The following is a 24,311-nucleotide window of genomic DNA, read 5'->3' on the forward strand; positions in this document are numbered from 1 at the left end:
AGATCACTGTCTCAAAAGTGGACAGTATCGATCTTTCCGATAGGCATGATTAAAAGTTCAGTATTACACTTAAACCTAAAGACCTAGAAAAAAATAGAAACACTTATTTTTTAAATAGTTACTGAATAAAACTAATTTTTCTTTGCGCATTAACGGTTAAAAACGCCTTAAAATTATGTGACCAGCATCACACTTTTATAAATGTACCCGTCACTCTCCACTGTGAATGTTACGCTTCTAGTATGTTTGATTTATAAGACAGGCGTTGAAGTTATGAAGTTGCCATTTGACAATCTAGTTTCATTTCACGCCGTTGTTAGCTTTGGATCATTTAGTAATGGCGCAAGAAAGCTCGGAAAGTCGCAATCAACCATCTCTGGTGCAATTAAAAATTTAGAAAATGAGCTGGACTACCCTTTGATTGATCGGAGCAAGAACACGCTAACTCTTACGGATAAAGGGCAAAAAATTTATCACTTATCAGCACCTATCATTTCTAAATACTTTGAATTGGTGGATATTGCAGAATCGCTTCATAACAGTGATACAAAGAAAATCCGCATTGGCATTGACCCACTTGTATTCAATGATGAAGTAAAGCAAGTACTTATTGAGTTTTCTGAGACGTTCCCTGGGACCGAACTCACTGTTTTCACTAAGCCAAGTCATATACTGGGTCAATATGTACACAACCACAAAGTCGATATTGCTATCGGTAACCCCTATCATAAAACAGAGCTGTCTTTTAATATTGATGAACTCTTTATGGTGAACTGCAGTTGGGTCATTCATCAAGATGTTTCGACGGAATCGGATCTAACTTCAATGCGACTATTATTAATTGATGGCTGCGAAGATTTTGTCGACCTCTCTAGCATTTCTCGGCATAACATTTGGATTCTTGATGATACAACAACGATTCTCGATCTTTGCTTGGCGAAAAAAGGAATCGCATTCTTGCCCCACCACCTTATTAAAAACCATGAACGACGCTCCGAACTGATCACATTTTCAGACGACATGAATTTGTTTGGTAAGCAAATATATACTTCACTATTTTGGCCATTACATTCAGACTTTACTAAACAACACCAGTGGATTCATAACAAATTAAGAAAAGGGCGATAGTTCCATAACCATCATGAAAAAGAGCGGATTGGTTTCATAACCCACTCGGCATGTACAGCTCATCATTTTCAAAAATAAGACCATGAACATCTGCTACAACAACTATCATTACTATTAGTTGTCACGAGTAGGAAAATAGGGAATGGTCAAGTTAACCACTCTTCACAAATCAACTTCCCCAGAAAAATATTTGCTTATAGTCTTCATTGGCTTTAGCGGGTTTTGTTTAGCTGATGACGTTAGTAAGTCGCTTTCAAGTAAGACACTCCCAGGCATACACACCAACGTTACCAAGCACCTTGCACTAAAACCACAGACTGATTCCATGAGCAGCAAGCATCATCGAATATATAAAGGAAGTGGTATTGAGCAGTTACGAGGTGGTTCTTCATTACTCCCAAAAACTGGAGGGACAACCAAATCGACACTCCCACACTCAAAAGTTAACGCCTATTTGCCAATTATTCACAGCGCATCAAAGTCCTGGGGAATTGATGCCAGTCTCATACTCGCCGTTATCCATGTTGAGAGTTATTTTGATCCAAAAGCTAAGTCTGATGCGCCCGCATTTGGTTTAATGCAAATAATGAAATCAGGTGCGGTTGCAGAGATATCTGAACGCTATTTCGCTAACGCCACTTTTACTACAGAACAGCTTTATATGCCTAGTGTTAATATTAACATAGGAACTGCATATTTAAGTGTCCTCCAGCAGGTTTACCTAAATGACATTCACTCCTCTCGTTCAAAGGAATGGCTGGCAATAGCAGCGTATAATTGCGGGCCCTCGAATTTGCTGAAGTACTTTAAACGCACGAACTCCGTAGAAAAATTCTCTCATACTGTGAATAAAATGAGTGAAGAAGCACTCTTTGACTATTTAACCACTGAGTTTCCAATTAGCGAAACAAGAGGTTACGTAAAAAAGGTAATTAACCACAAAAGCACGTATCGCCACATCCATCAATTTAATTAAGCGGACTCTTAGCCAGGTAACTAGCTAACAAAATTCATTTCTTTAAGTACAGATGGTAGACTGACTTATCAACTGCAATACTTTCAACTTTCTTATACTGATTGATAGCGTCAACAAACTCAGGGTAATCTAAGAGTACGTTGAGTAGCTGTGTTTCTCCATAGCGCCTCACCGTTTTCTCTCGTAGCTGTACGACTAGAACACGAGGCTGATTTAAGTTAATGTCGTCCGTAATCGTCTGTTGTACAAACCGAATCGTTTCGCGATGCTGACTATTTTGTGGCTCCGTTATTGCTATAGGCAACAACCAAAAATTAGGCTGCCTTGCGAGCCAAGAAAGTCCTGAATGTACTGGGATTGTGTGATGAGGGAGCATATTAGTTGAAGCAAGGAAAATTATATTGTCTCCTCGTTCTGTATATTTATCTACTTTTTTAGACAAATTCAGTACATCGGGATCCACAAACATTTTATCCGACAAGTTTTGCTCTTTAGCTGTAAATTGATGCCAAGCAATAGCATAATCCACTTGATAACTTCTTTTCATATCCTCATGTTTAAATATAAAAATAGGACAAAAAGACAGCAGCAATAACACCAAACTCCTAATTGAAAAGTCATCGACAACATCCTTAAATATGATAATTACTGCCATATAAGCCAGAGTAAATGAAAATACAAAAGCCGGTATTAGATGGTAGCCAAATGCTGTCCTCCCTATAATAAATGCGCCTAATGATGCTATAAAGAATAGAAACACAACAAATACCAACTGGCTATAGCGTGGCCTTTTCTTCAAAAGGTAGTAAGGTATCAACATAACTAAGAAAACAACTGATGCGGTCATTAACACATCAATAAAATCTGGGAAGTACCCCCCATAATACGTTCTAGCCAGCGGGACGATAAAGTCGAAATATTCTGGCTGAAATACAACCACAGCAAGTAAGTAGCAAGCACCGAAGAAGCCTATCGTTATTATCTCTCTCCACCTATAAAATAATGCGTGATTCTTCATCATATAAGCCTCAGCCAATATCAAAACAAGCAAGTATTGAGGTTTAAGGCATATGGATATTGCAAGCATTAAAAGTGAAATCACACTTAACACTCTATACTTACCGGTATAGGAAGAACGAAGAATTTCTGTTAAATAAACAACCAACCCTGCGGCAATAAGGTGCTCACGTTGACCAAAACTTATTTGCAATATTGAAAACAATCCAAAAGATAGTGACAGAGTAAACAATACTTTCCTATTTCTGTTTAAGTAGGATAGATTCAACCACGAAAGATATAATGCGCCTAGTAAATATAAAACGACCCCTAGTCTAAGTGATGATATATCACCGAGAATACCCATATAAAATGGCACAAGGAAAACTTTGTAAATATAGATAATTAGTGGTGGGTTAACTTCGTAATACTCATTGTAAAAATGGCTCAACCCAGTATTTTTTGCCATTGTTAACAAAAAGGAAACATCGCCATTGAGTGGCATCAGTGCTTGCACCATTAATGTGTCAACGGCTAATATGGCGACGGCGAGTAGTAGTAACATCCCTTTTACTTTCTCTGACATTGGCACTTCTCCAATTGTGCAAGGCTATCTCATTACATTAAGCAATAGCAGCATCTGCCCAAAATTCAACGAAAGTAAATTACGCAGTAAGCCATGTCTTCAAAACGCTACATTTCCGATAGTTCTCTACCCTATTCGCATTAACCTTGCTACTGAACAACCAGCTATAAAAAAAGCCAATGGTTACAAACCATTGGCCTAAAAATCTGAGTTTATTCTTGGAAATTAATTACTTAATATTCAAGAACGCTGCGCCACGAACACCACCAGAATCACCGTGTTTCGCTTTGACAATTTTCGGGCATTTCGCTACCGACATCAGATGCTTAGGAATACGCTTAGGCATCTCTTCGTAAATGAGATCGTAGTTTGACAATCCACCACCCAACGTTACTACGTGCGGATCGTTACCGGTGAAGATATTCGCCAAACAAATCGCCAGTAATTCCATAAACATGTCAACAAACTCTGTTGCAGTGGTATCACCCGCCTCACGTGCTTTAATGATATCAATCGCTTTCTTCTGCTCACCATAATAATGGGCGTATAGAAGCTCAAAACCACGACCAGATAAATAGTTATCTAAACAGCCTTTGTTTCCACAACCACATTCCAATAAAGGGGCGTTTTCACCAAGATGGAACCACGCATCAATAGGAAGACGCATGTGGCCAAGCTCACCGGCAACGTTATTACGGCCAGAAAACACTTTACCTTTGTAGATAAGTCCGCCGCCGAAACCCGTCCCCAAGATGAGTCCCATGACAGATGGTGAATCTTTTAATTCGTCATCCCACGCTTCTGATAATGCAAAGCAGTTCGCGTCATTTTCAAGCTTCACTTCTCTTCCGATCAGAGCTTCAAGATCACGTCGAAGTGGCTGCCCTTTCGCACAGGCAATATTCACCGTTAATACCGTTTCGTCGTCTGCATCTTCCATCCCAGGCAGACCAAGCCCGACTTTACCTTCAACACCAAACTCGCTGTCGTATTTCGCGACCAGCCCTGCAAGCGTATCAAGTAAAACTTGGTAATTGTCACTTGGTGTTGGGACACGTTCAGTTGCCACTCGTTCTAGGTTTTCGTTGAATGCACCAAACTCAATTTTTGTGCCACCGACATCAAAGCCGTAATACATACAAAACTCTCCTTGCTAACCCAAAATTCGGGTGAAAAATAAATATCTTCGGGCATTATCCATATCCCTACCCCCTCAAACCGTGACTCAGCGCTAAGTTATCTTCTTGTCTAACCTAGTTGCTCAACAAGTCAGCACAATCTCCAGGACTTTAGAGGGATGTCTCGTTTCCGATCATGGCAATATACTTATGCAGATCTGGTCTGGTGTGATCGATTGAATAACGGGTCTTGCTCATCATGTAGCTTTCTCTAAACGCCGCAAACCAATGGTCAAGGACCTGAGATGCCTTTGCTTCACCAAACTGTTCAAAGACCAAACTCGCCACTTCTGCCGTTGCTAAGTGCTCCTCAATACTTGATTTTCTCATTACGTAGTTCGATATTGCTTCAGGCTTAATTGAGCACACTGGAAACTCATCTAGATAAGGCGATTTTCGAAAAATACGGCGGGCTTCGCGCCAGCTGCCATCTAAGAAGATAAACAATGGTTTTTTAGCTGTATCGATTGCTCCATGCTTTTTCTCAAGCGTCAGCAAGCGCGACTTGTCATCAACGTAATCTTCGGGAAACACGACAATTGGTTGATATCTTTCATCGCTAAGCAATGCAAGTAAGCGGGAGTCGGGTTCTGTACGACTCCAAGCATAGGCATACCCTTCTTTTACTGTATCTAGAATTAGACGCCCGGTATTACTGGGTTTTAATATCTCCGCGTCAGAGACTAGCAGTAACACTGCAATGTTGGACTCAACATCTGGTTGGTATTGGCAAATACAATACTGCTGCGCAATTTGACACTGAGGACAACGTTTAACCTTCGCGCCGCGCGCATTAAACGGTTTGGTGGCAATAGCCAATCGATCATTATAAAGACGGTGGAAAGCGTGAAATCTCATTTTCATGGTAATCTTAGGGCAGATGCCGGAATTCTAACCCTGCTTATCCCATTTAGACAAAGGAAACCGTAAATTGATGGAAAATAGCGACGCGATCCGTCTACTCATTTTTATCACAGTGCTTGTTGCTTGTGCGGTTTGGGAATACCAATCACCAAGAAAAGACCGGACTCGAACCCGTCAACTTCGTTGGACCAATAACCTTGGCTTGGTTGGGTTCAATTCTATTCTGTTAGCGGCGATCATGCCCTTACTAGCCATCGACGCGGCTTATCTGGCTCAGCAAAACAACATCGGTTTATTCAACCAATTTGACGCCATCAGCCATTCTGAACTTGCCCAGTGGGTGCTTATCCCACTCTGTGTCGTGCTGCTCGATGGTGCAATCTATTTCCAGCATCTCATTTTTCACCGTGTGCCTATTTTATGGCGCTTACATCGTATGCATCACTCGGATCGTGATATTGACGTCACGACTGGCGCTCGATTTCATCCCATCGAAATTATATTGTCGATGATCATCAAAATCGCACTGATCCTGTTACTGGGTGTCCCTCCACTCGCCGTGTTGCTGTTTGAAATCATTCTCAATGCCAGCGCAATGTTTAATCACAGTAATGGCTTTCTGCCGTTATCCGTTGACCGAACCCTTCGTAAGTGGATAGTGACGCCCGATTTTCACCGTGTACACCACTCGGTTATCGCCAAGGAAACGCATTCCAACTTTGGTTTCTTCCTGTCTATTTGGGATCAGCTTTTTGGTACCTATCGAGCGCAGCCCGAAAAAGGCCATCAAGATATCATCATCGGGATTCCGCAATTTTCCGACCCAAAGGAACAAAGGCTAGACAAGATGCTCACCCAGCCTTTTAGAGAGTCCGACTCGTAGAAACCTTGGCTGATAAATACTCTGTCTTTATCACTTAATGCGTATTCTGAGCCAGTTGGTATTTATGTAGCATCGCCTGCTGATGCCCAGCAATATCGGCGACTTGCTCTGCACTCTCAACCATCGACTCTAACTGCAAGTTAGCGTTTTCAGCTTGCGCACTCACGTGAGTAATAGAGCGCCCTACTTCCGCCGTGGCCCGCTCTTGCTCTTCTGTGGCAACAGAGACTTGTTCAACACGTTGGCGGATCTGAGCAATGGCATTTTCAATGTCCTCAAACGAGGTTTTAACACGCTCACTTGATACCAGCGCCTGATTCATTTCATCACGCGACTCAATGACCGACTGGCGCGATTCTTGGGCGGCTTCTTTCAGCTCTGTCATCATTTTCCGGATGTTTGTCGTTTGGCTGGATGTATCACTGGCTAGCTTTCTCACTTCATCCGCCACAACCGCAAATCCACGCCCCATATCCCCAGCGCGCGCCGCTTCAATCGCCGCGTTTAACGCCAATAAATTCGTGTTATCTGCAATGCCACTAATAAGATCAACCATTTCTTGAATTTGCTTCACTTTTGTATCGAGCTCATCCATTGACTCTGCATTACTGGTTAACGTGGTTTCCAATGAGTGTAAACGCTCTCGATTTGATTCCACGGCCTCCAGCCCCAACGTTGCAAAGCTCTCGGCCTGCTGCGAGTCGCTTAACGAAGCATTGGTAACAGAAGAAATTTCATTGATTGACGCTTCTAGTTGCGTCACGGTTGTCACCATGCCATCTAACGATGTGTTTTGCTCACGCATACTATTGCGCGTTTCTTCTGCCGCACCATGACTAATTTCTGCAGTTTGATACAAGGTTTCACAATTTCTTGTCACCATTTCAATCGAATCGTGAGTTGACCCTGTGACGTTATTGAGTTTGAGCGCAATATTTTGAATCTCGCTCGGCCCCGTCAGTGATACCGTGTTGGTAAGATCATGCTCAGTCAATAACTTCAGCTGATTGGCAATGTTTTTAAGAGAACGGTTAACCCAACGACGCAGCATGAAAAAGATCAAAACAATGACAACAATCAAAATAGCGGTGGCGACAAAAAGGCTATAGATGTTAAATAGGATCGTACTGCTCACCACCGCTTTACTGGCATCAATCAGTGATGATGCGGTATTGGATACTTCCGACAACAGTTGAGTGGTTTCATTTGCCAGGACGGTCGCTCGTGATAGCTGTGTTTGCTGCTGCTCCACCAGCTCGAGTCGGGCTAAAATCTGGCGTAAGACACCATCGGACTGAAACCCCTCTTGAACCATGCCAAACGGCGCAGTCAAACTGGCAAATTCATTTACTTCTGGGTGCCACTGGGCAAAATCGTCAAAGGCTAAATCAATACCTGCAATACGGTTTCGCATTTCACGGTATTGCTTCTTTGCTTCGGAGAGCCTGTCTTGCATCATAAGGACTAAGAACGTACTTTCCATCGAACTTGCACTGGCAATAAAACGACTCGCGGCATCTGCAGCGGCTGGATTATCGTCAGATAAAATGAGACTAATACGGTTCATTTCAGGTCCGATGGAACTCAGACCATAGCGAAAACCTCCTACCTCTTGGTCGATCTGCGCTTTCATTGCGACGATACGAGCCTGCAATTCAAGTATTGACTGCGTCAGTGACTGAAGCTCAACAATCTTGCTACTCAGTAATTCCTGTTGCTCAATTGTCACCGCTTGGTTGTATAGGTCGGCGATTTCAAACAGCTGTTCAGACTTGATTGTGCTCGCATCAACAAGTTCCGTAATACGATCTTGTATTGCAGCCAGCTCCTCACCCGAACTAGTTTGTGTCCCGTAACTGAGTAACTTAACTTGCTCCAACACATCTTGTGTTAAGCCTGCGTTGTTCATTGCTAACGGTAACGCGCGGTTGGAAAGTGAGTCAAATTGGCGGTTAACCTGGGTAAGGCCATTCGCACTCAACCAACTTAGTCCGACAAAGAGCATTACTATAAGAAAGAATATAATGCTGAGTGAGCGAATCAGTGAGGTAGAACCTTTCCTTGCTGTCGAGGATGTCATGCTAAGTCCGTTACATTAGGTCACACAACGAGTGTCTTTTCATCTTGGATGAACATTAGACAACTAGTTGAATTAGTATAGAATTACTAGGAATAGTAGTTATTCTCAATGACAGATTTATTACACTTTTATTGAATGAAGATGACACATGAAGATTCATAAGTTATTGATAGTTTTCAGTATGGTGGCCGCTTTGTCAGCGTGTTCGTCTTCACCTGACCGTGCCGCTCATACTCAGCAACCCTACAACACAGCGGAAAACGCCCCATTTTTAAACGAATATAAAAAATGGCAGGGTGTCCCTTATCGACTTGGCGGCACGAATTTCAGCGGTGTGGACTGCTCTGCTTTTGTGCAAGCGGTTTATAACGACGCCTATTCAGTAAAACTACCAAGAACCACCGCTCAACAAGTTAACATCGGCAATAAAGTGAATTATAACAATGCACAAAGCGGCGATTTGGTTTTCTTCAAGACGGGTTATAAAACAAGGCATGTAGGCATTTATTTAGGTGGGAATACATTCATGCACGCATCCACGTCTAAAGGGGTGATTTTATCTCGTTTAGACAACCCCTACTGGGCGGCTAAATTCTGGCATTTCCGTTCCGTCAATTAACGATTCAGCTCAGTGTCTTGGTGCAAAATCAGTGTCTTGGTACAAAAAAAAGAGGCTAAGCGCCTCTTTTTTATATTCTTAAATCGGGATAAACCTACGTTTATCGCTAATCGTATTTTGCGACTGCGGTATCAAATAGGTTTTTAACTAATGCGATATACTCTTCAAGAAATGAGACTTGCTCATTGGTCGCGTTTCTATTCCAAACACCAGCCAACACCTCTTCAAGATCTTGAATCACCAAATCAACTTCTTTCAGTAACTTAAAGCGCACACTTGAGTGAAGTTCTGGATTTTGTTCAAACAAAACCATGATATTCGACGCCACCATGTCAGTCGCGACATCTTCAATGGTTTCTGCTCCTGTGTCCCCCATCTTCGAGGTAAACACATCCAAATTCATGGCTAAATGTTCTATCAATGCTTGATAGCCGTCAGTATTTACCACCACGACTGCTCTCCTAGCAACGGTAAAAATATAAGGTAAACATACCAAAGATAATTAACGTATGTAAGCTTTTGATTTAGAAAACCTACGCTATATTTCCGAGGTATGCTTCACTTCACATCTATCATTTCTATACGTTGTATCGCCTTAATCAATAGCAAACGGTGTTTTTTATTAACCAGTAGACACTTTTATCATTAAAATCATAAAGTTAAAGAAAAACCTCACATAAAATCATAGTATACGCCCAGCTATGCATAATACGCATTTAAATGAATAAAAAACCGCCAGTTTATAAATAGGTATCACTATGAAAACATCGTTACAACTCGCTTCGATTCTCTCTATGATTGGGTTATCGGCAACATGTGGAGCAGAAGACTTTTCTCACCACGTAGGTGTTCGTGCTGGACTCTGGAATCAAGAGCTTTCTGCGCTAGGAAATAAATCAGATGGGCAAGATGTTGCGTGGGGCTTTGAATACGTTGCATTAAAAACGATTAACGATTCTGGAAGTGTCAAACTTGGTCTCCACACTACCGCAGATATTTCTAGCGTCTCTCACGCCGGGGGAACCGCTGACAACCGAATCTTTACCATTGCTCCCGAGGTGGCACTAAACCTCATGAACAATTTTGATGCTTATGCCAAAGCGGGGCTAGGTTTTTGGAACACAAAATACAAAGTAGATGGGCTATCTGATACAGACAGCGGCAATGATTTTATCTACGGCATAGGCCTGAGATATGCGTTAAAGACTGGCGCCTATTCAAGTATTGAATACACCCACTTCAAAACAGATAGCTTGGGTCTCACACAAGACAATAATCAAGTTCTGCTTTCTCTAGGCTATCGATTTTAATCCTGTGCTTCTTCAATCGCTAACGTTCTCGCTGGCGATTGAAGTCTACTTCGTCCTACTACCTATCTGCTACCATCTAACAAATCCCTTCGCCTAAACGATACAAATCGCCCTTCTAATTAAACAACTCAATCACCAATTTATTATCTTTAACCACTAAATTTGGTTCGGCGGATTTGAGTAATGCCTCTTGGACTTTTGAATTATCCAGTTTATAGACAGGATACTCCGATAACGCGTAGCCAATCATAGACACGGCAGGTTTAATCAACGCTTTGATTTCAGGCGTCAGTCTTTGCTTACCCTCCTCAAACTGTTCCAAGCGCAGTGATTTTAAGAAAATTTCACCACTCTCCGCTTGATAATCAGGAATCGCACTGAATTCAAGGGCTAGATCTAACCCTATCTTTTCTGCATTGAGCATTTGAACTTCAGCAGTGGTATTAGCAAACACAGAGACTCGTTCAGCATCAGTTCGACCAATCTTAACCTCTAAATCGTCAACGGAAACCTGAGCATACATGACGTTCTCTATTCCTATCGACTGATTGAAATTGACGTTGTCGTGCAAATAGTCCGTCATGTCTTGCTCTGTAATACTGTAACTTGTACAACCTGAAAGTATTAATGCTGCACACATCAGCATTCGCCTTGCCGCTGTATATTTAACCATGTCTATTACCTTTACTACTGTTCTCCTGTATTACTGTACTCTATCCTATGCCCAGCCGCTTCTTTTAAAGTAATACGCTTGCAATGATTGTGTTAGCGTTCCAGAACTTACATAAAAAAACAGCGGATATTGTCCGCTGTTTTTTATCACCGTTTTACCTGTGTTCTCAACAGGAGAGGCCCACTACTTCATTGTTGAATAAAAAGCCGATATGTTTTCCATGTCGACATCATTTAATGCGGCCACCATGGCGTTCATCGTAGGATCTTTGCGGCTTCCGTCTTTAAACGCTTTCATTTGTTTCACTAAATACGCCTGTTTCTGCCCTGCGAGATTTGGGTATAAATCCGTTGGGGAAATACCGTTTACACCATGACAAGCGATACAGGTAGACGCTTTTGCTTTACCAGCTGATGCATCAGCTGCAATTGCGGAACTAGAAGCCATGAGCCCTAGTACTGTGGTCGCGATAACCAAGGTAATACCTTGTCTCATCGTTTGCTCCTTACAGTTAATAGTGATGGTTGCACAAAAATAAAAACGCACCGAGAGCCCTACACCCTCGATGCGCCCTCATTTAAACGATATTCCTTGGTGCAAAAGAGAAAGCGCGGAATTCATTTTTATACTTCGATTCACCTAATTTTTTAATATTGGCAACCCCCATTTTAAAGTTGTAATTACCACTAATTTGGTCGACAACTCTTGTTGTTAGGGAGTTAGATGGCTGCCTCATATCAATCATGTTGGCATATAGCGCGCCCTTCTTCACCGCAGGTGTCACTATCGCCACTGCCGTTACCGCGGCTTTATCTAATTTAATGTGACCATTTTTCAGCAACGAACTGAACTGAAAGTCATCACTATGAACCCCCAAAATCGTGTCTTTAAAATTAGCTACGCGATCGGAATACATCATCACTTGGTCACCAGACTCAATACCCCGTTTTTTCGCATCATCAGGGTGGATCTCCACCCAATTCTCCGGCCACCGTTGAATCACGTACGCTCTACGCTCTACGTCATCAAAACCCGACTGCCAAATCTCGTTGATGCGCCCATTCGAGAACCAAAGTTCGTCATCTTTCGGCTGTAACCACTCATAGAAGTCACTAAATAGACCCCAAGGGTGTTTTTGTATATTGACCTTACCAGTTTGGCTATTAAATGCCGTGAGTTGCTTCTTGAGTACGTTTGCCCCTTGAGGGCCATCTGTTAGTCCTTTTTCTGCCAATTCTTCCATCGACATTTCGGTGTCATGCAGACGTTTCGTCCCCACCAGTTGCTTGGTGTCATAGTTATAGAACACGGGGCCTTGAATCCCTTCTGTTCCATACTCCCGCAGTTTTTCATGCAGTGTTTTACCTTCCTCATGCGCGGCTACTTTGATCATATGAAAATCTTTGCGACTTCCTCGGCTAAAGCGTGATGCTTCCTCTGCAACATCATTTGACTCATTCCAATCAAAGCCGTCGTACCCCATACGAGTTGCCAGTTGCGAAACAATCCACCAATCAGGTTGTGCTTGTCCCGGTGCATCGGCAAATTTTTGGTACAAACGTAACCGGCGCTCTCCATTGGCGCGCATAAAGTCTACCTCGCCCCATGTCGCGGCAGGGAAAACAATATCGGCAAATTTGGCGCCAATCGGGTCTCGAAGGTAGATGTCTTGGTTTATCACTACCATGCCGCCAGAGTCCGCTCGTTTTTTCAATGTGTCGATAATCTCTTGCTTATCATAGCTATACACTTGATGCGGATTGGCAGTCACCAGTTCCCAAAATTTCTTTTGAAGCCCTTGGCTACCACACATAGCTTGGATCCAAGTTGTGCCTATCACATGGGCAAATCGAGTATGTCCAGAATACAAATAACGGTCGGTATCAATCGAGCGGCGACGACGTCCAGGCACCTTCTCTGGTGATTTGTTACGAGGTAACTTACCTCCTGATTGTCCACCGCGCTGATGCCCTCCGAAGCGACCCACTACTCGCCCTTCACGACCTCCGGCACCAACCACCGTCGCCAGCGTTGAAATGGCATTGGTATTACCGGTATTGTTTGACCAATAAAATCCTTTCTCAATACCTATAGAGGTTTTAGGGCGAACGCCATCAATCGGTTTGGCCAACATTTCAGCCGCTTGATAAATCTTCTTAACATCAACACCTGCCATCCCAGCCGCATATTCAGGATCAAACTCTTTCTGCTCTAGGTTCCATTTCTTATAGCCTTCAAATCCATCCGTTTGAAATTTGCCCCAAGTGGTTCGCCACTGCCAAGGCGTGTTACGTGTCCCCTGCCCAAAACCTGAGCTACTTTCCCATTTATTGTTCACCCAGTTTTGAATCCACTCGCTGTCCTCCCAACCATTTTCAAGGATCACACGAAGAATCGCGCCAATAACAAGGTTGTCGGAGCCAGGGTTCAAATCAATGTGCAGCCCCCCTTGCTTCTTAAGCCAAGCAATGCCCGCGGTTTCACGGGGGTTTAGCATGACCGTTTTCATGCCACGTTGTACTGCAGGCATGATAAATTGCGTGAAGATGATCGTTTTCGTTTCGTAGGGATCTGTGCCGCAAATCATTAACGTGTCAGCGGCTCCCCAATCATCATAGCTCGGCCCAAAATTATCAAAGCCGGCATCACGAAAGCCCGGCGTGGAGGTGACATCTGATGGGGTATCATGGAATGAGAAGTTAGCGGTATTGACATGACGAAGCGCGTATTTAGTAATAGCGTAGGTATTTTCTATATATTGATAAGAATACGTTTTTACCCCATACGCATTAGTACCATGGGTATCAATGACATGACGCCCAACTTCGGCGGCAATATCAAGCGCAAACTCCCACGGCACTGGCTGCAAACTCCCACCAATTCGCACTAAAGGCTGCGTTAAGCGGTCGCGTGTACCTGTCGCAGGGTTATACAGCTTTTGCGCCAACAAACCGCCACGCATTGACGAGTCACCCGTTTTGTTAACCGCTTTGGTGTCTTTGTCTGGAACAATCACAATATTGTGTGGTTTACCATTATGCATGACAACATTATGTTGAGCTGGTGCAACCCACGCCTGTAAGGGTGCACTTGGAAAGTTAACTCCGAACGCATTTTCATCGGCTTTCAATCCACCATTTTGCTGTTCGAGTGGCCAGCGATATACCTTATAGCCGCAAGCCACAATGCAATAGTCGCACGCTGTTGTGATCACCTCTGCATTCGTTGGTGGAAGCGGCGCGTGATCCTCAGGAATATAAAAGTTAGTGGTCATTGCTAGGCCTCCTGCATCGCAATAATGTTGTCAGTTCGACCAAATAGTAGCCCCATAATACCTACGGCAAATATCTCATCACCTTCCAGCTCTAGTAGTACCTGAGGTAAGCTTTCATACGCCTGACCCGAAACGATAATACCGTGACGGCGCATATCAAAAGTCGATAAATGGAACGGGCATTGCCCCAACACACGGTGCTCACCCACAACCTTATATTGTCCGTTCAGCGGGCCTCCTTGGTGGGTACACATAAGTGAAAAACCGACGACATCTTGTTTAGGTCCTAATCCGCCACCCGCTGGCACACCCATTTTCACCAACAACCCTTGTGAGTTTGGCCCGTCATCTGGGTAGTTAAAGTACAACGGTTCATTGGTCTTAAGTTCGCTAAGCTTACCAAGCAACTTTCTTGGATAACCTACGACGCGAGCTTGAGTACTTTGCGCTTGTGCGGTACCTGGAAACAATGTCAACGGCATGACTGCTGCGGTACCTGCTGTCGCACCGCTGTACATCAAAAAGTTACGGCGTGACATCATGCATTTACCGTGTGCCTCTGCGCTCTCTTTTTTGCTCAATTTGTCTGCATTAACACTCATTTTTTCACCTCCGCCAGCTCTTCTTCGCTGAATAGACGTTGGTATTCAGGCAACGTTGGGTAATCCATGGTAATTTTCTCTCCCGAGAAGGCCTGTAAAAACGCCAGCAAATCTTGTTTTTCTTGAGTCGATAGTCCTAAAGGTTGAATAAGGGAACTCTTTGTCTCTGGGAAATCCGTTGTTCTACCATCGTTTGCTATGCCACCGCGGTCATAAAAATCAATCACATCGGCTAACGTTGCGATTGTTCCGTTATGCATATATGGCGCGGTATATAACGTATAGCGAAGGCTTGGTGTTCGGAATTTTCCTTTCATCTCCTTACGCTTGCCACGGAAATAAACGCCGGGATCGGCCTTGGTTGAACGATACATTTTCTCGTTCGAGCCCTTAGCGTACAGTTCATAGCGGAAGGTGATCTGCGCCATTGGGTCATTTTCCCAACGCAGATTTGTCGGTACCCCAACGTTGTAATATTTCTGATCCGATGCCAATGCACTATTGTGACAGGCGATGCATTTCGCTTTGCCTTCAAACAAAGACTTACCTGACAGTTGTTGCTTAGAAAGTGCCGATTGATCACCTAATAAATACTGATCAAGTGGCGTATCTTTTTGTACTAAAGTGCGTTCAAATGCGGCAATCGCTTTCCATGCATTGCTAACTTTTGGATAGTTATCGCCAAAAATGGCATTGAATTGTTCAACGTATTCTGGAACCAGAGCTAACCGCGCTTCCATAATGTCGTCTTCACCATTACCGGCTACCCCTCCTTTCGCAGCGCTTTTAGCTTGGCCTTCTAATGATTTAGATGATCCCGCCCAAAACAGTTTTTGGTAATACGCTGAGTTAATGATGGTTTGACTATTACGCCAGTGAACGGTGCCGGGATAGCCTAGAGACAGATCCGCAGGGAAGTCCCAACCCAGAGCAGGATTGTGACAAGCTGAGCAAGGTGTCGAGGTATCCCCTCCAAGCCGCCCATCAAAAAATAGTTGTTTACCCAGTGCGACTTTTTCTGCTGTTGTTGGGTTATCTGCGGGGGTCGGCACTTCTCCTAGTGGCGCTAATGATCGGTACGATTTACCGTCAAGCTCTACTGCAGGTAGCACGGCCGCGATTTCGTCAGCATTTAATTTCGTGCTTTTTTCTTCCTGTTTTGCACATGCAGGCAGTGCCGTGAGCGCCATTAGCATTGCTGTCATTGCAGACAAGCTGATAGGATTCATTTTCATCTCGTCCTCCTTAATTTTTGGCATTGCGCCAATCAGAAATTAACTCATAGTTAAAATCTGGCTGAGCCCAAACATGTTGTTCTGAAGTTAAAGGCTCACCCGATAACGACTCTAAAAATGCGACTAATGCCTTTTGCTCTTTCCACGTCAGGTTCAATGGCTTAATTCGGGGATCTTTATTGCTGTCTTCACCTCCACCGTGGTTATAAAACGCAACAACGTCGACCAATGTTTCAAGCATGCCATTGTGCATATAGGGAGCGGTGTATTTCAGCTCACGCAGAGTCGGCGTGATGAATTTCCCCATGTCGGTTCCATCGGCCTTGTGAGTTTGCACATGTGCCCCAACATCGCGTTTTAAGTTCATGTAATTTTCGTTACCCATAAACATGTTGAACGCGATAAACGTTTGATGACGCATAGGGTCACGAAAAATATCAAAGTTTTCCGGCACTCCTGTGTTGTATGGGTTTTGATCGGTAAACAACGGTCCGTTGTGACATGATGAACAGCCAGCTTTACCTTTAAATAGTGCAAAGCCTTCCTCCGCTTCTGGAGAGAGCTCGTTGTTGTCAAACGCATTAGGGGTAGAGGTCAAGGTTTTTAGGTACTCAGGAATTGCTTTACGAACGCTGCCGTTTGAAGGTTCTCCGTATCCAGCCTCTTTAAACATCTTGACGTAGGTCGGATCTTGTTTGATTCGCTCTTGCATCAAACGCATATCCATATTCATTAGCCAATCTTCGGTGATGTTTTCGCGAGTGACATCATTTAGGTTGGTGCCGATGCGTCCGTCGTGAAACCAAACCTTTTTATGAGTGGTATTGATCAATGTGGGGACATTTCTAAAACCTTTACTGCCCGTATACGCAGGCCCCAAAGCCTCTGGAAATGAGTAACCATTATCTGGTTGATGACACGACGCGCACGATAGCGCCGTATTACCCGACAAACGAGTATCAAAAAACAGGCGTTTTCCCAATTCTGCTTTAGCTGCGTCTATTTTTATTGTGGGCAACGGACCAAATGGTTCAGCTTCCGTTTGAGACCACGCCGAAAAAGAGACGCTGACTGTAGCAGCAAGGATCAGCAATTTTTTCATTATTATGCTCCTTAGCTTCCAAGCTATCGTTGCAAAGGCTTTTCAAAGCGTTATACAACATTTATTTATTTCGCCTCCCTAGCTAGAGCATAAATTGGACCAACTTTCTCATTTGCAATTATATTTTTAAAAACAACAAGTTAGCCCATTAGTGATCTTGATCTCATTGGTAAAAATTGAACGTTTTGTTGAATTTATCATTACGGCATCTGAACGAATCGTTTAATTACTCAATAGCACTGAGTCAAAAGATTGATGTTCATAGCCTAACCCATTGATTATTGAATATTTATCTAATCATTCATCGTCGGCACGAAACCTGCTTATCTACTATCACTACGATCGCGGCTAACTTTAGAATAGGGATGCACTGATGCAAGATGTTGAGCACATTAAAACGGATGAAATACCTGCCGAGTCTACAGCGTTACAGCAGTCTCAAGCAGTATTGATAGAGTTACTGACAACGGGTGATGATGCCCAGAAGTGTTACAGCGCCCGAGCAGTAGCGCAGGGAAAGGTCGCTGCGGCGGAGTCAATACTCAATCAATGCTTATACGCAAACGATCCAGATGTCGTGATAGATTGCGTCTCTGCGCTGTCGGCGATGAAACTGGGCGATGTCACGTCACTAATAGATATTGCCATGCACCACCCCGATGGAGACGCTCGGCTCGCTAGCCTAGATGCGCTTGCCCCTCATTCAACCGACACTAGGGTAAAACAACTCTTAGAAGATATGGCGCTAGGTCGACAGCACAACGATCAATGGGGCCTAGCCAGTGACTGGGACGATTGGTGGGATATTCAAATAAAGGCCGTTTCCATTTTGGTCGAACAGACCCATGAAAACAGTCTGCCATTGCTGCAACAATTACTACAACAATTGCTTCAACAAGATCCAGAGCCGGAATTAGAGGCACTAATCTACAACGGTATTGCGAGGCTTAACCCCGAGTGGATCATCGACCAACTCCCCCATGCTGCACTAATGCAAAAGCGCAAATTGGTGAAGTCTTTAAGCCATAGCAATAGCCAAATCGCTAAAGCGCATTTGTATAAACATTTACGTGATGACGATGCCATCATTCGTAAAAATGCCATCAACGCGCTTGCAGAAAAACAAGCAAATGAATACTTCTGGGACATCGTAAAATGTTTAAAGGACGAGTCATCACTTGTTCAGCAACAAGCAATCGTAGCACTAAAAACCTTCCATGAACTTGAACAGCTCGATCGCTCTCGATTGGTGGGCTATCTCAAAGACGCGCCTGCCAATGCTTACTCCCAATTACTGGCACTATGCGTATCGCAACCACTCACAATAGCCGATCTTGATACTCTCATTATTACCGCGCGCCACGCCAACGCCGAAGCGTTGGTCGCATTGTTATCTCATTGGAATAATTTGAATTTCAACTCATCCCAACAGCAGCAACTTCTTGATCTTCTTATCCTCCGAATTGAAGAGCGTACTACCGCAGTCCATACCCAAATCCAACTCATTCGCCAGCTCACATTATTTGCCGGCCATGAACATCTCTCACTGCCTTTACTTGAAAAATTCATCAGCAAAGAAAATGAAAAACTAGCAACGCCTTACTATGATAGCAGTGTCCGACAGGCGAGCTTTGATACTCTGAGTCATTCCACTCACCCAAATAGTGAACACCTAATCAAAACCATACTGTTTGGTACTCAGGCTTACCCCGACGCCATCGAGATCAACGAAATCACGGAAACTGAGCCGGGTTTGGTCACGCTTCTTGAGCAACATGAGCAAAAGCTCAGCCAACCTATGGTCAATACGAACTCTCCCACTTCCACGCTAGGAATGATCCAACAAGCCAATGTTGAGTCAACATTAGTCACCCCAGCGCAACAAAATGACGACCAACAAAAAAACATTATTGACATGGTTGAAGGCATGGACGACACATTCGAGCAATACGCCGACATCGTTAAAGCCAATTTTGATAGTGCCGACCAGCTAGAACTTAACCGAAAAAAAATCGCTCGCTTACCCAAACTAGCGAACCGAATATTATTACTAAAGGCTCTGGGGCAGTCTTCTCACCCTATGGCGGCGCAGTGGTTAATTGATTCCATCCTCGGTTCAGAAAGTCACGAAATGCGAGAGATTTTTTACTCACTCACTCGCCTTAAAAAGCTCTACCCTAAAGAAAAGCAAATAGATAATGGTATTGGTGCGGCAGGAAATGCGCTTTATCACGGTGACGCCCTCCTTAAGCAAGCCGCCGCTCATTTCTTATCTACAATGCCAACGAGTCACGCTCTACCAATGCTGCTTATTGGCTTAAACGACGACAACGAGCACGTCCGACTCACCTGTTTGACCTCTCTAGAGCCACATCTCGCAAAAATAAAACAGGTTCAGCGTAGTGACGTAGAGACTGCCATTAATAATGCGTTATCTGACTCATCCGGAGGGGTACGAAAGCAAGCGTTAAAACTTAGCTTCATGGTGCTAAAACCCGAGCTCGCCAACAAAGAACTCTTATCGCCATTGCTAGAGCTCGCGTTGAATGATGAGGAATGTCATAGCATTGCCAATCTGGAATTTAAACGATTTAGAGACGATATAATGGCGCTGATTAATGCTCAATTGATGCAGCTGACCCATCATCGACAACCTAATGCGATTAAGCTTTTAGGAGAGTTAATGGGGTAATTTTCCCAAGCAATATATAGAGTATTACACTCGCGCTTTTAAGCAACACGGATAGCAAACGTAACATTAGCAACACCAAATACTGTAATACCGTGTTATCTAAAAGGCAGAGCAAACAGCGAAAATTCGAGAGTCGCCACAGATGCGCCTCTCGTTTTTTATTACCATTCTCCATTCAAACACTATCTGGTTTCTTAATGAATAATGAGCTTGCTTCACCCACAAAGCGCATGTTTTTGTCTGAATGGTTACTTTGGGCGATTCCTGCCTATATTGCGCTGAGTGTGTTGATGAGTTTTCATTATCTAATGAGTATCGAAAACGACAAACAATACGCACTGCACAATGAACGAGTCATCGTTAACCTTATTGAAGAAGTATTGGGGGAAACGCTTGTAAGAATGACAGCTGATGCTAAAAACCTCTCCTACATCACCAGTGAACTCATTGCCAATCAAGTAAATCCGAAAAAAGCGTTAGCGCAGTTTTATCGTCAATCCAGCGCCAACAACCCTAACTACGACCAAATCCGTTATATCGACAACTTAGGGCATGAGCAACTGAGAATAAACAATTATGATGGCCACATTAGTATCGTGCCCCAAGCAAAGTTGCAAAATAAGGCACACCGTTACTACTGGCAGTTCTCTAACAATTTACAACCAGAACAAGTCTTTATCTCGCCGATGGATCTCAATATCGAGGGAGGAGAAATTCAAAAACCAATAAAACCAACCATCCGTGTTGGTACACCCGTTTTTAGCAAAGATGGCCGACGACTTGGCGTCATTATTTTAAACTACAAAGGACGCCAGCTAATCAATAAACTATTTACTGTCGCGCCCAGTTTCACCAACCATGTCTACCTCTATAACCCACAAGGTGCAGCAGTTATCCACCCAATCGACAAGGGAAAAGCGGACTTTGTTGTTAACTCAAACCGCGATATAAGTCATGAAGTGCTCTCTCAACTGCAACAACAAAAAGAGGGACAAACCTTATTTGAAAACAACTACTACACGTTCAGTCAAATTAGTGCACCAAACAATGGTGATTGGACCATCATTTCTGTTTTCCCCGTCGACCGATTCAACCTCTCGCGCGCTGCCTTTAGCAATCAGTACACCATCGTTTACTTTATTGCTTTCCTAATTGCGACCATCGCTAGTACCGTTTTTTGTCGCTATCGAGTGCAAGGCCGCTATTTACGACAACAGCAAGCCTACGAGCAACAGTTCCGTCATACATTGGAAAATATCCAACTCGCGGCGGTCACTATCAACCCACAAGGCAACATCACTTTTTGTAATGACTTTTTTTTAAGCATGGTTGGTTACCAAAAACAAGATGTTGTGGGCTTTAACTGGGTAGAACGTTTTATTCCGGTAGAACTTCAAGCACAAGCTCAAGAAGCATTGGAAGAAGCCATTCGCCAGCAAACCCACCAGCCTCATAGTGAAAGCGTGGTTCTCAGCCATTGCGGCGAAATTCATTTGGTGTCTTGGACCTCTACGTTTACTAAATCACATGACAGCGCCGTCAGCCTAACTCTTATTGGGGAAGATGTGACGGAACAAAAGATGGCACAAGATCAACTTCAGCAGCTTAGCCATGCCGTTGAAAGCAGTCAAAACTCAGTGATGATAACCGACCTCGACAATAAGATTATTTATGTTAACCCCGTCTTTTGTGAATTGTCTGGTTATTCACGCGACGAAGTCATGGGTCTAAGCCCTAAAATTTTGCAATCTGGAGAAACCCCAACTTCCGAGTATCAGTCAATCAAACACACCCTTCGAGCGGGAAAAGAGTGGCGTGGAGAATTTCACAATAAAAAGAAAAATGGTGAGCTATATTGGGAACGAGCCCGCATTTCCCCCGTCAAAAATATTGAGGGGCGTCCCCTTTATTATGTTGCAGTAAAGCAAGATATTAGCGAAGAAAAGCGTCTAGAAAAAGAAGTGACACGTCAAACGAGAGATCGTATTCAACATGAAAAGCTCGCCGCGGTCGGTAAAGTCGTCAATATGATTGCTCATGATTTACGTAATCCCTTAAGTTCGATAAAAATGGTATTGCAAATCCATGCTCGTAACGAGAAAAACGAGATGTTCGACATATCCCTCGAACAAGTGCGCTTTATGGAAGCTATTTTGGAGGAGCTACTCGCCTATTCAAAACCGGATCAATTCAAACCAGAGTGGATCGATATAAATAAGCTGCTAGAAACCATCCTAGCAAGCCAACAAAAGCTGGCAATGCAGTCCAACGTCGAATTACTGATCGCCTTTCAACCGCACCTACCCACCATCTATGCTGATCCCATCAAGCTGAGACAAGCCATTCAAAATATCTTACTGAACGCGATGCAGGCATCGCAATCGACCATAGATATAAAACCAACAGTGAAACTCAGTACCAACATCATGATCACAGATTCGGGCACTCAACTTCTCATCGATATCGAAAATAACGGACAATCCATTGATCCATGTTTAACTGAAAAAGTGTTTGAGCCATTTTTTACCACCAAAGCGAAAGGTACAGGGCTCGGACTTGCGATTGTCAAACGCATTATCGACTCACATCAGGGGCAAATAACCCTGTCACCAATATCACCCATGGGTACACAAACTCGGATCCGCATACCAACAGCGCCGCAGGCCGTCACCCCAGTAAAGGAAGCCGTCAATGGGTAAACTATTAATTGTTGATGATGATTCAGGGATAAGTCGTACTCTGCAACTGCATTATCAAACCCAATCACACACCGTCGAAGTGGCAGATTGTGTCGACAGTGGTGTTGCCATCGCCCAATCCCTGCAACCCAATGTCATCATTCTTGATATTCGTATGGAAGGAAAATCCGGAATCGAGGGCTTACCTGAATTTAAAGCCGTTTGTCCTAGCGCACGGGTGATTATGATCACCGCATTTCATGACATGGACAGTACCATACAAGCCATGCAACAAGGGGCCGACGAGTACATTCACAAACCTATCGATATCGATGAGCTCGACCAAGCGGTTAACACCGCCATTAGCTACCATGCATCCAACTACCAAGAAGCAGTCGCGATTCCTGATACGTTTGGCCACTCGATGGTTGGCTCTTCCCACGCAATGAAAGAGATCTATAAGACCATCGGTAAAGTGGCACTTACCAACGCCTCAATTATGATCACGGGAGAATCAGGGACCGGTAAAGAAATGGTCGCGCGAGCCATTCATAACGCAGGTCGACCGGAAGGCTCCCCCTTCGTGGCACTCAATTGCGCCGCACTGGTCGAGAATTTACTAGAGTCTGAGATGTTCGGTCACAAAAAAGGCGCCTTTACTGGCGCAGTTTCCGACCAACCCGGCAAGTTTGAGCTTGCCAGTAAAGGAACGCTCTTTCTTGACGAAATTGGTGAGCTATCACTACAGATACAAGCCAAACTACTTCGCGTATTGCAAGAAAAAGAGTTCACTCCCATCGGGTCAAAACAAACAATAAAAAGCAGCGCGCGAATTATTTCTGCCACTAACCTTAATTTTGAGCAGGCGATCAAAGATAAAGCATTTCGTGAAGACCTTTTCTATCGCTTGCAGGTGGTGTGCATTCACATCCCTCCATTAAGGGAGCGACCCGAAGATCTCGAAGAATTGATCCCGGCGCTGCTCGCTCGCAGCAATAAAGAACTTGGTACTAAAGTCGCAAAGGTAGCGATCGACGCAATGACACTATTATGCCAGTACCAATGGCCGGGCAATGTTCGAGAGCTTGAAAACACCCTCACCAAAGCGGTTGCCCTTTGCCCCGGTGACATTCTTACTGTCGACCTCTTTGATGACTTAAAACCAAGCCGATCATCCGTTGCAGGGGTCATCCAACAACCTCAAGCGACAAGTTTAGAAGAGATGGAATACCAGCACGTTCAACATATTCTAAAAAGTGTATCTGGGCACAAAGGAAAAGCCTGTGAATTACTAAAGATCAGTCGACCTAGACTGCAAAGGATTCTAGAAAAGAGCCCTAATGCTCTATCTTGAGTAATCGCCCTTCCACAGATAAAGGAACGATCATTCATTCCTGTAGATGGCCTCAAGATGCAAGGTTCCGAGCATCTCGAG

General features: G+C 43.8%; 19 protein-coding genes. 8 read left to right on the top strand and 11 right to left on the bottom strand.

Going from position 1 to position 24,311, the window contains the following annotated elements:
* Positions 1 to 273: 273 nt before the first annotated feature.
* Entirely contained in the window at positions 274 to 1,128 is an 855-nt protein-coding gene (locus L4D74_RS03820; protein WP_428750794.1) for a LysR family transcriptional regulator, read from the top strand.
* A 142-nt stretch (positions 1,129 to 1,270) separates the two neighbouring features.
* A complete protein-coding gene (locus tag L4D74_RS03825) occupies positions 1,271 to 2,104 on the top strand; it encodes a transglycosylase SLT domain-containing protein (RefSeq protein WP_428750795.1) in 834 nt (277 codons plus the stop codon).
* Between the two features lie 34 nt (positions 2,105 to 2,138).
* On the opposite strand, the gene L4D74_RS03830 is transcribed toward L4D74_RS03825, so the two are convergent.
* The 3 genes from L4D74_RS03830 to L4D74_RS03840 form a co-directional block, all read right to left on the bottom strand.
* Entirely contained in the window at positions 2,139 to 3,686 is a 1,548-nt protein-coding gene (locus L4D74_RS03830; protein WP_428750796.1) for a hypothetical protein, read from the bottom strand.
* 229 nt (positions 3,687 to 3,915) lie between these two features.
* Complete coding sequence (gene nagK, locus L4D74_RS03835; protein WP_428750797.1) at positions 3,916 to 4,824, bottom strand: N-acetylglucosamine kinase; 909 nt, start codon at positions 4,822 to 4,824, stop codon at positions 3,916 to 3,918.
* A 151-nt stretch (positions 4,825 to 4,975) separates the two neighbouring features.
* Positions 4,976 to 5,728 (bottom strand): tRNA-uridine aminocarboxypropyltransferase, encoded by a 753-nt coding sequence (locus L4D74_RS03840; protein ID WP_428750798.1) that lies wholly within the window; start codon positions 5,726 to 5,728, stop codon positions 4,976 to 4,978.
* A 70-nt stretch (positions 5,729 to 5,798) separates the two neighbouring features.
* Here L4D74_RS03840 and L4D74_RS03845 point away from each other — a divergent pair, with 70 nt between their 5' ends.
* Positions 5,799 to 6,611: a sterol desaturase family protein gene (locus tag L4D74_RS03845; protein WP_428750799.1), complete on the top strand. Its 813-nt coding sequence runs from the start codon at positions 5,799 to 5,801 to the stop codon at positions 6,609 to 6,611.
* A gap of 34 nt (positions 6,612 to 6,645) precedes the next feature.
* Here the strand turns inward: L4D74_RS03845 and L4D74_RS03850 are convergent, their stop codons facing one another.
* The gene (locus tag L4D74_RS03850) at positions 6,646 to 8,691 is read right to left on the bottom strand and encodes a methyl-accepting chemotaxis protein (protein ID WP_428750800.1); all 2,046 of its coding nucleotides are present in this window, start codon (positions 8,689 to 8,691) and stop codon (positions 6,646 to 6,648) included.
* Positions 8,692 to 8,839: 148 nt separating this feature from the next.
* On the opposite strand from L4D74_RS03850, the gene L4D74_RS03855 reads away from it, so the two are divergent.
* Entirely contained in the window at positions 8,840 to 9,310 is a 471-nt protein-coding gene (locus tag L4D74_RS03855) for an NlpC/P60 family protein (RefSeq protein ID WP_428750801.1), read from the top strand.
* 106 nt (positions 9,311 to 9,416) lie between these two features.
* Here L4D74_RS03855 and L4D74_RS03860 read toward each other — a convergent pair whose 3' ends face one another.
* Entirely contained in the window at positions 9,417 to 9,761 is a 345-nt protein-coding gene (locus tag L4D74_RS03860; RefSeq protein ID WP_428750802.1) for a DUF3802 family protein, read from the bottom strand.
* Between the two features lie 307 nt (positions 9,762 to 10,068).
* On the opposite strand from L4D74_RS03860, the gene L4D74_RS03865 reads away from it, so the two are divergent.
* The gene (locus L4D74_RS03865; RefSeq protein ID WP_428750803.1) at positions 10,069 to 10,620 is read left to right on the top strand and encodes a porin family protein; all 552 of its coding nucleotides are present in this window, start codon (positions 10,069 to 10,071) and stop codon (positions 10,618 to 10,620) included.
* A 115-nt stretch (positions 10,621 to 10,735) separates the two neighbouring features.
* Here the strand turns inward: L4D74_RS03865 and L4D74_RS03870 are convergent, their stop codons facing one another.
* From L4D74_RS03870 to L4D74_RS03895, 6 genes are all read right to left on the bottom strand, one after another.
* Positions 10,736 to 11,293 carry a YceB family lipoprotein gene (locus L4D74_RS03870; RefSeq protein WP_428750804.1) on the bottom strand — a complete coding sequence of 186 codons (558 nt, stop codon included), beginning with the start codon at positions 11,291 to 11,293 and terminating at the stop codon, positions 10,736 to 10,738.
* Positions 11,294 to 11,476: 183 nt separating this feature from the next.
* On the bottom strand, positions 11,477 to 11,788 hold the full coding sequence (locus L4D74_RS03875) for a c-type cytochrome (RefSeq protein WP_428750805.1): 312 nt from the start codon (positions 11,786 to 11,788) through the stop codon (positions 11,477 to 11,479).
* Positions 11,789 to 11,870: 82 nt separating this feature from the next.
* A complete protein-coding gene (locus L4D74_RS03880; RefSeq protein WP_428750806.1) occupies positions 11,871 to 14,567 on the bottom strand; it encodes an arsenate reductase (azurin) large subunit in 2,697 nt (898 codons plus the stop codon).
* 2 nt (positions 14,568 to 14,569) lie between these two features.
* Positions 14,570 to 15,169 (bottom strand): arsenate reductase (azurin) small subunit, encoded by a 600-nt coding sequence (locus tag L4D74_RS03885; RefSeq protein ID WP_428750807.1) that lies wholly within the window; start codon positions 15,167 to 15,169, stop codon positions 14,570 to 14,572.
* A complete protein-coding gene (locus tag L4D74_RS03890; RefSeq protein WP_428750808.1) occupies positions 15,166 to 16,404 on the bottom strand; it encodes a cytochrome-c peroxidase in 1,239 nt (412 codons plus the stop codon). Before L4D74_RS03890 ends, L4D74_RS03885 begins: the two co-directional genes overlap by 4 nt.
* 10 nt (positions 16,405 to 16,414) lie before the next feature.
* The gene (locus L4D74_RS03895; RefSeq protein WP_428750809.1) at positions 16,415 to 17,506 is read right to left on the bottom strand and encodes a cytochrome-c peroxidase; all 1,092 of its coding nucleotides are present in this window, start codon (positions 17,504 to 17,506) and stop codon (positions 16,415 to 16,417) included.
* Positions 17,507 to 17,879: 373 nt separating this feature from the next.
* Between L4D74_RS03895 and L4D74_RS03900 the strand changes: the two genes are divergently transcribed.
* The 3 genes from L4D74_RS03900 (at position 17,880) to L4D74_RS03910 (ending at position 24,230) form a co-directional block, all read left to right on the top strand.
* A complete protein-coding gene (locus L4D74_RS03900) occupies positions 17,880 to 20,198 on the top strand; it encodes a HEAT repeat domain-containing protein (protein WP_428750810.1) in 2,319 nt (772 codons plus the stop codon).
* Positions 20,199 to 20,395: 197 nt separating this feature from the next.
* Positions 20,396 to 22,897 carry a PAS domain S-box protein gene (locus L4D74_RS03905; RefSeq protein WP_428750811.1) on the top strand — a complete coding sequence of 834 codons (2,502 nt, stop codon included), beginning with the start codon at positions 20,396 to 20,398 and terminating at the stop codon, positions 22,895 to 22,897.
* On the top strand, positions 22,890 to 24,230 hold the full coding sequence (locus L4D74_RS03910) for a sigma-54-dependent transcriptional regulator (RefSeq protein ID WP_428750812.1): 1,341 nt from the start codon (positions 22,890 to 22,892) through the stop codon (positions 24,228 to 24,230). Before L4D74_RS03905 ends, L4D74_RS03910 begins: the two co-directional genes overlap by 8 nt.
* Positions 24,231 to 24,311 lie beyond the last annotated feature (81 nt).

Source organism: Vibrio cionasavignyae (assembly GCF_050337155.1).
In the GTDB taxonomy this organism is placed as follows: Bacteria; Pseudomonadota; Gammaproteobacteria; order Enterobacterales; family Vibrionaceae; genus Vibrio; species Vibrio nomapromontoriensis.

What these genes read in the sequence shown, in the direction of transcription:
- L4D74_RS03820 (WP_428750794.1), top strand. Translation starts at nt 274, where the DNA reads ATGAAGTTGCCATTTGACAATCTAGTTTCATTTCACGCCGTTGTTAGC.
- L4D74_RS03825 (WP_428750795.1), top strand. Translation starts at nt 1,271, where the DNA reads ATGGTCAAGTTAACCACTCTTCACAAATCAACTTCCCCAGAAAAATAT.
- L4D74_RS03830 (WP_428750796.1), bottom strand. Translation starts at nt 3,686, where the DNA reads ATGTCAGAGAAAGTAAAAGGGATGTTACTACTACTCGCCGTCGCCATA.
- nagK (WP_428750797.1), bottom strand. Translation starts at nt 4,824, where the DNA reads ATGTATTACGGCTTTGATGTCGGTGGCACAAAAATTGAGTTTGGTGCA.
- L4D74_RS03840 (WP_428750798.1), bottom strand. Translation starts at nt 5,728, where the DNA reads ATGAAAATGAGATTTCACGCTTTCCACCGTCTTTATAATGATCGATTG.
- L4D74_RS03845 (WP_428750799.1), top strand. Translation starts at nt 5,799, where the DNA reads ATGGAAAATAGCGACGCGATCCGTCTACTCATTTTTATCACAGTGCTT.
- L4D74_RS03850 (WP_428750800.1), bottom strand. Translation starts at nt 8,691, where the DNA reads ATGACATCCTCGACAGCAAGGAAAGGTTCTACCTCACTGATTCGCTCA.
- L4D74_RS03855 (WP_428750801.1), top strand. Translation starts at nt 8,840, where the DNA reads ATGAAGATTCATAAGTTATTGATAGTTTTCAGTATGGTGGCCGCTTTG.
- L4D74_RS03865 (WP_428750803.1), top strand. Translation starts at nt 10,069, where the DNA reads ATGAAAACATCGTTACAACTCGCTTCGATTCTCTCTATGATTGGGTTA.
- L4D74_RS03870 (WP_428750804.1), bottom strand. Translation starts at nt 11,293, where the DNA reads ATGGTTAAATATACAGCGGCAAGGCGAATGCTGATGTGTGCAGCATTA.
- L4D74_RS03875 (WP_428750805.1), bottom strand. Translation starts at nt 11,788, where the DNA reads ATGAGACAAGGTATTACCTTGGTTATCGCGACCACAGTACTAGGGCTC.
- L4D74_RS03880 (WP_428750806.1), bottom strand. Translation starts at nt 14,567, where the DNA reads ATGACCACTAACTTTTATATTCCTGAGGATCACGCGCCGCTTCCACCA.
- L4D74_RS03885 (WP_428750807.1), bottom strand. Translation starts at nt 15,169, where the DNA reads ATGAGTGTTAATGCAGACAAATTGAGCAAAAAAGAGAGCGCAGAGGCA.
- L4D74_RS03890 (WP_428750808.1), bottom strand. Translation starts at nt 16,404, where the DNA reads ATGAAAATGAATCCTATCAGCTTGTCTGCAATGACAGCAATGCTAATG.
- L4D74_RS03895 (WP_428750809.1), bottom strand. Translation starts at nt 17,506, where the DNA reads ATGAAAAAATTGCTGATCCTTGCTGCTACAGTCAGCGTCTCTTTTTCG.
- L4D74_RS03900 (WP_428750810.1), top strand. Translation starts at nt 17,880, where the DNA reads ATGCAAGATGTTGAGCACATTAAAACGGATGAAATACCTGCCGAGTCT.
- L4D74_RS03905 (WP_428750811.1), top strand. Translation starts at nt 20,396, where the DNA reads ATGAATAATGAGCTTGCTTCACCCACAAAGCGCATGTTTTTGTCTGAA.
- L4D74_RS03910 (WP_428750812.1), top strand. Translation starts at nt 22,890, where the DNA reads ATGGGTAAACTATTAATTGTTGATGATGATTCAGGGATAAGTCGTACT.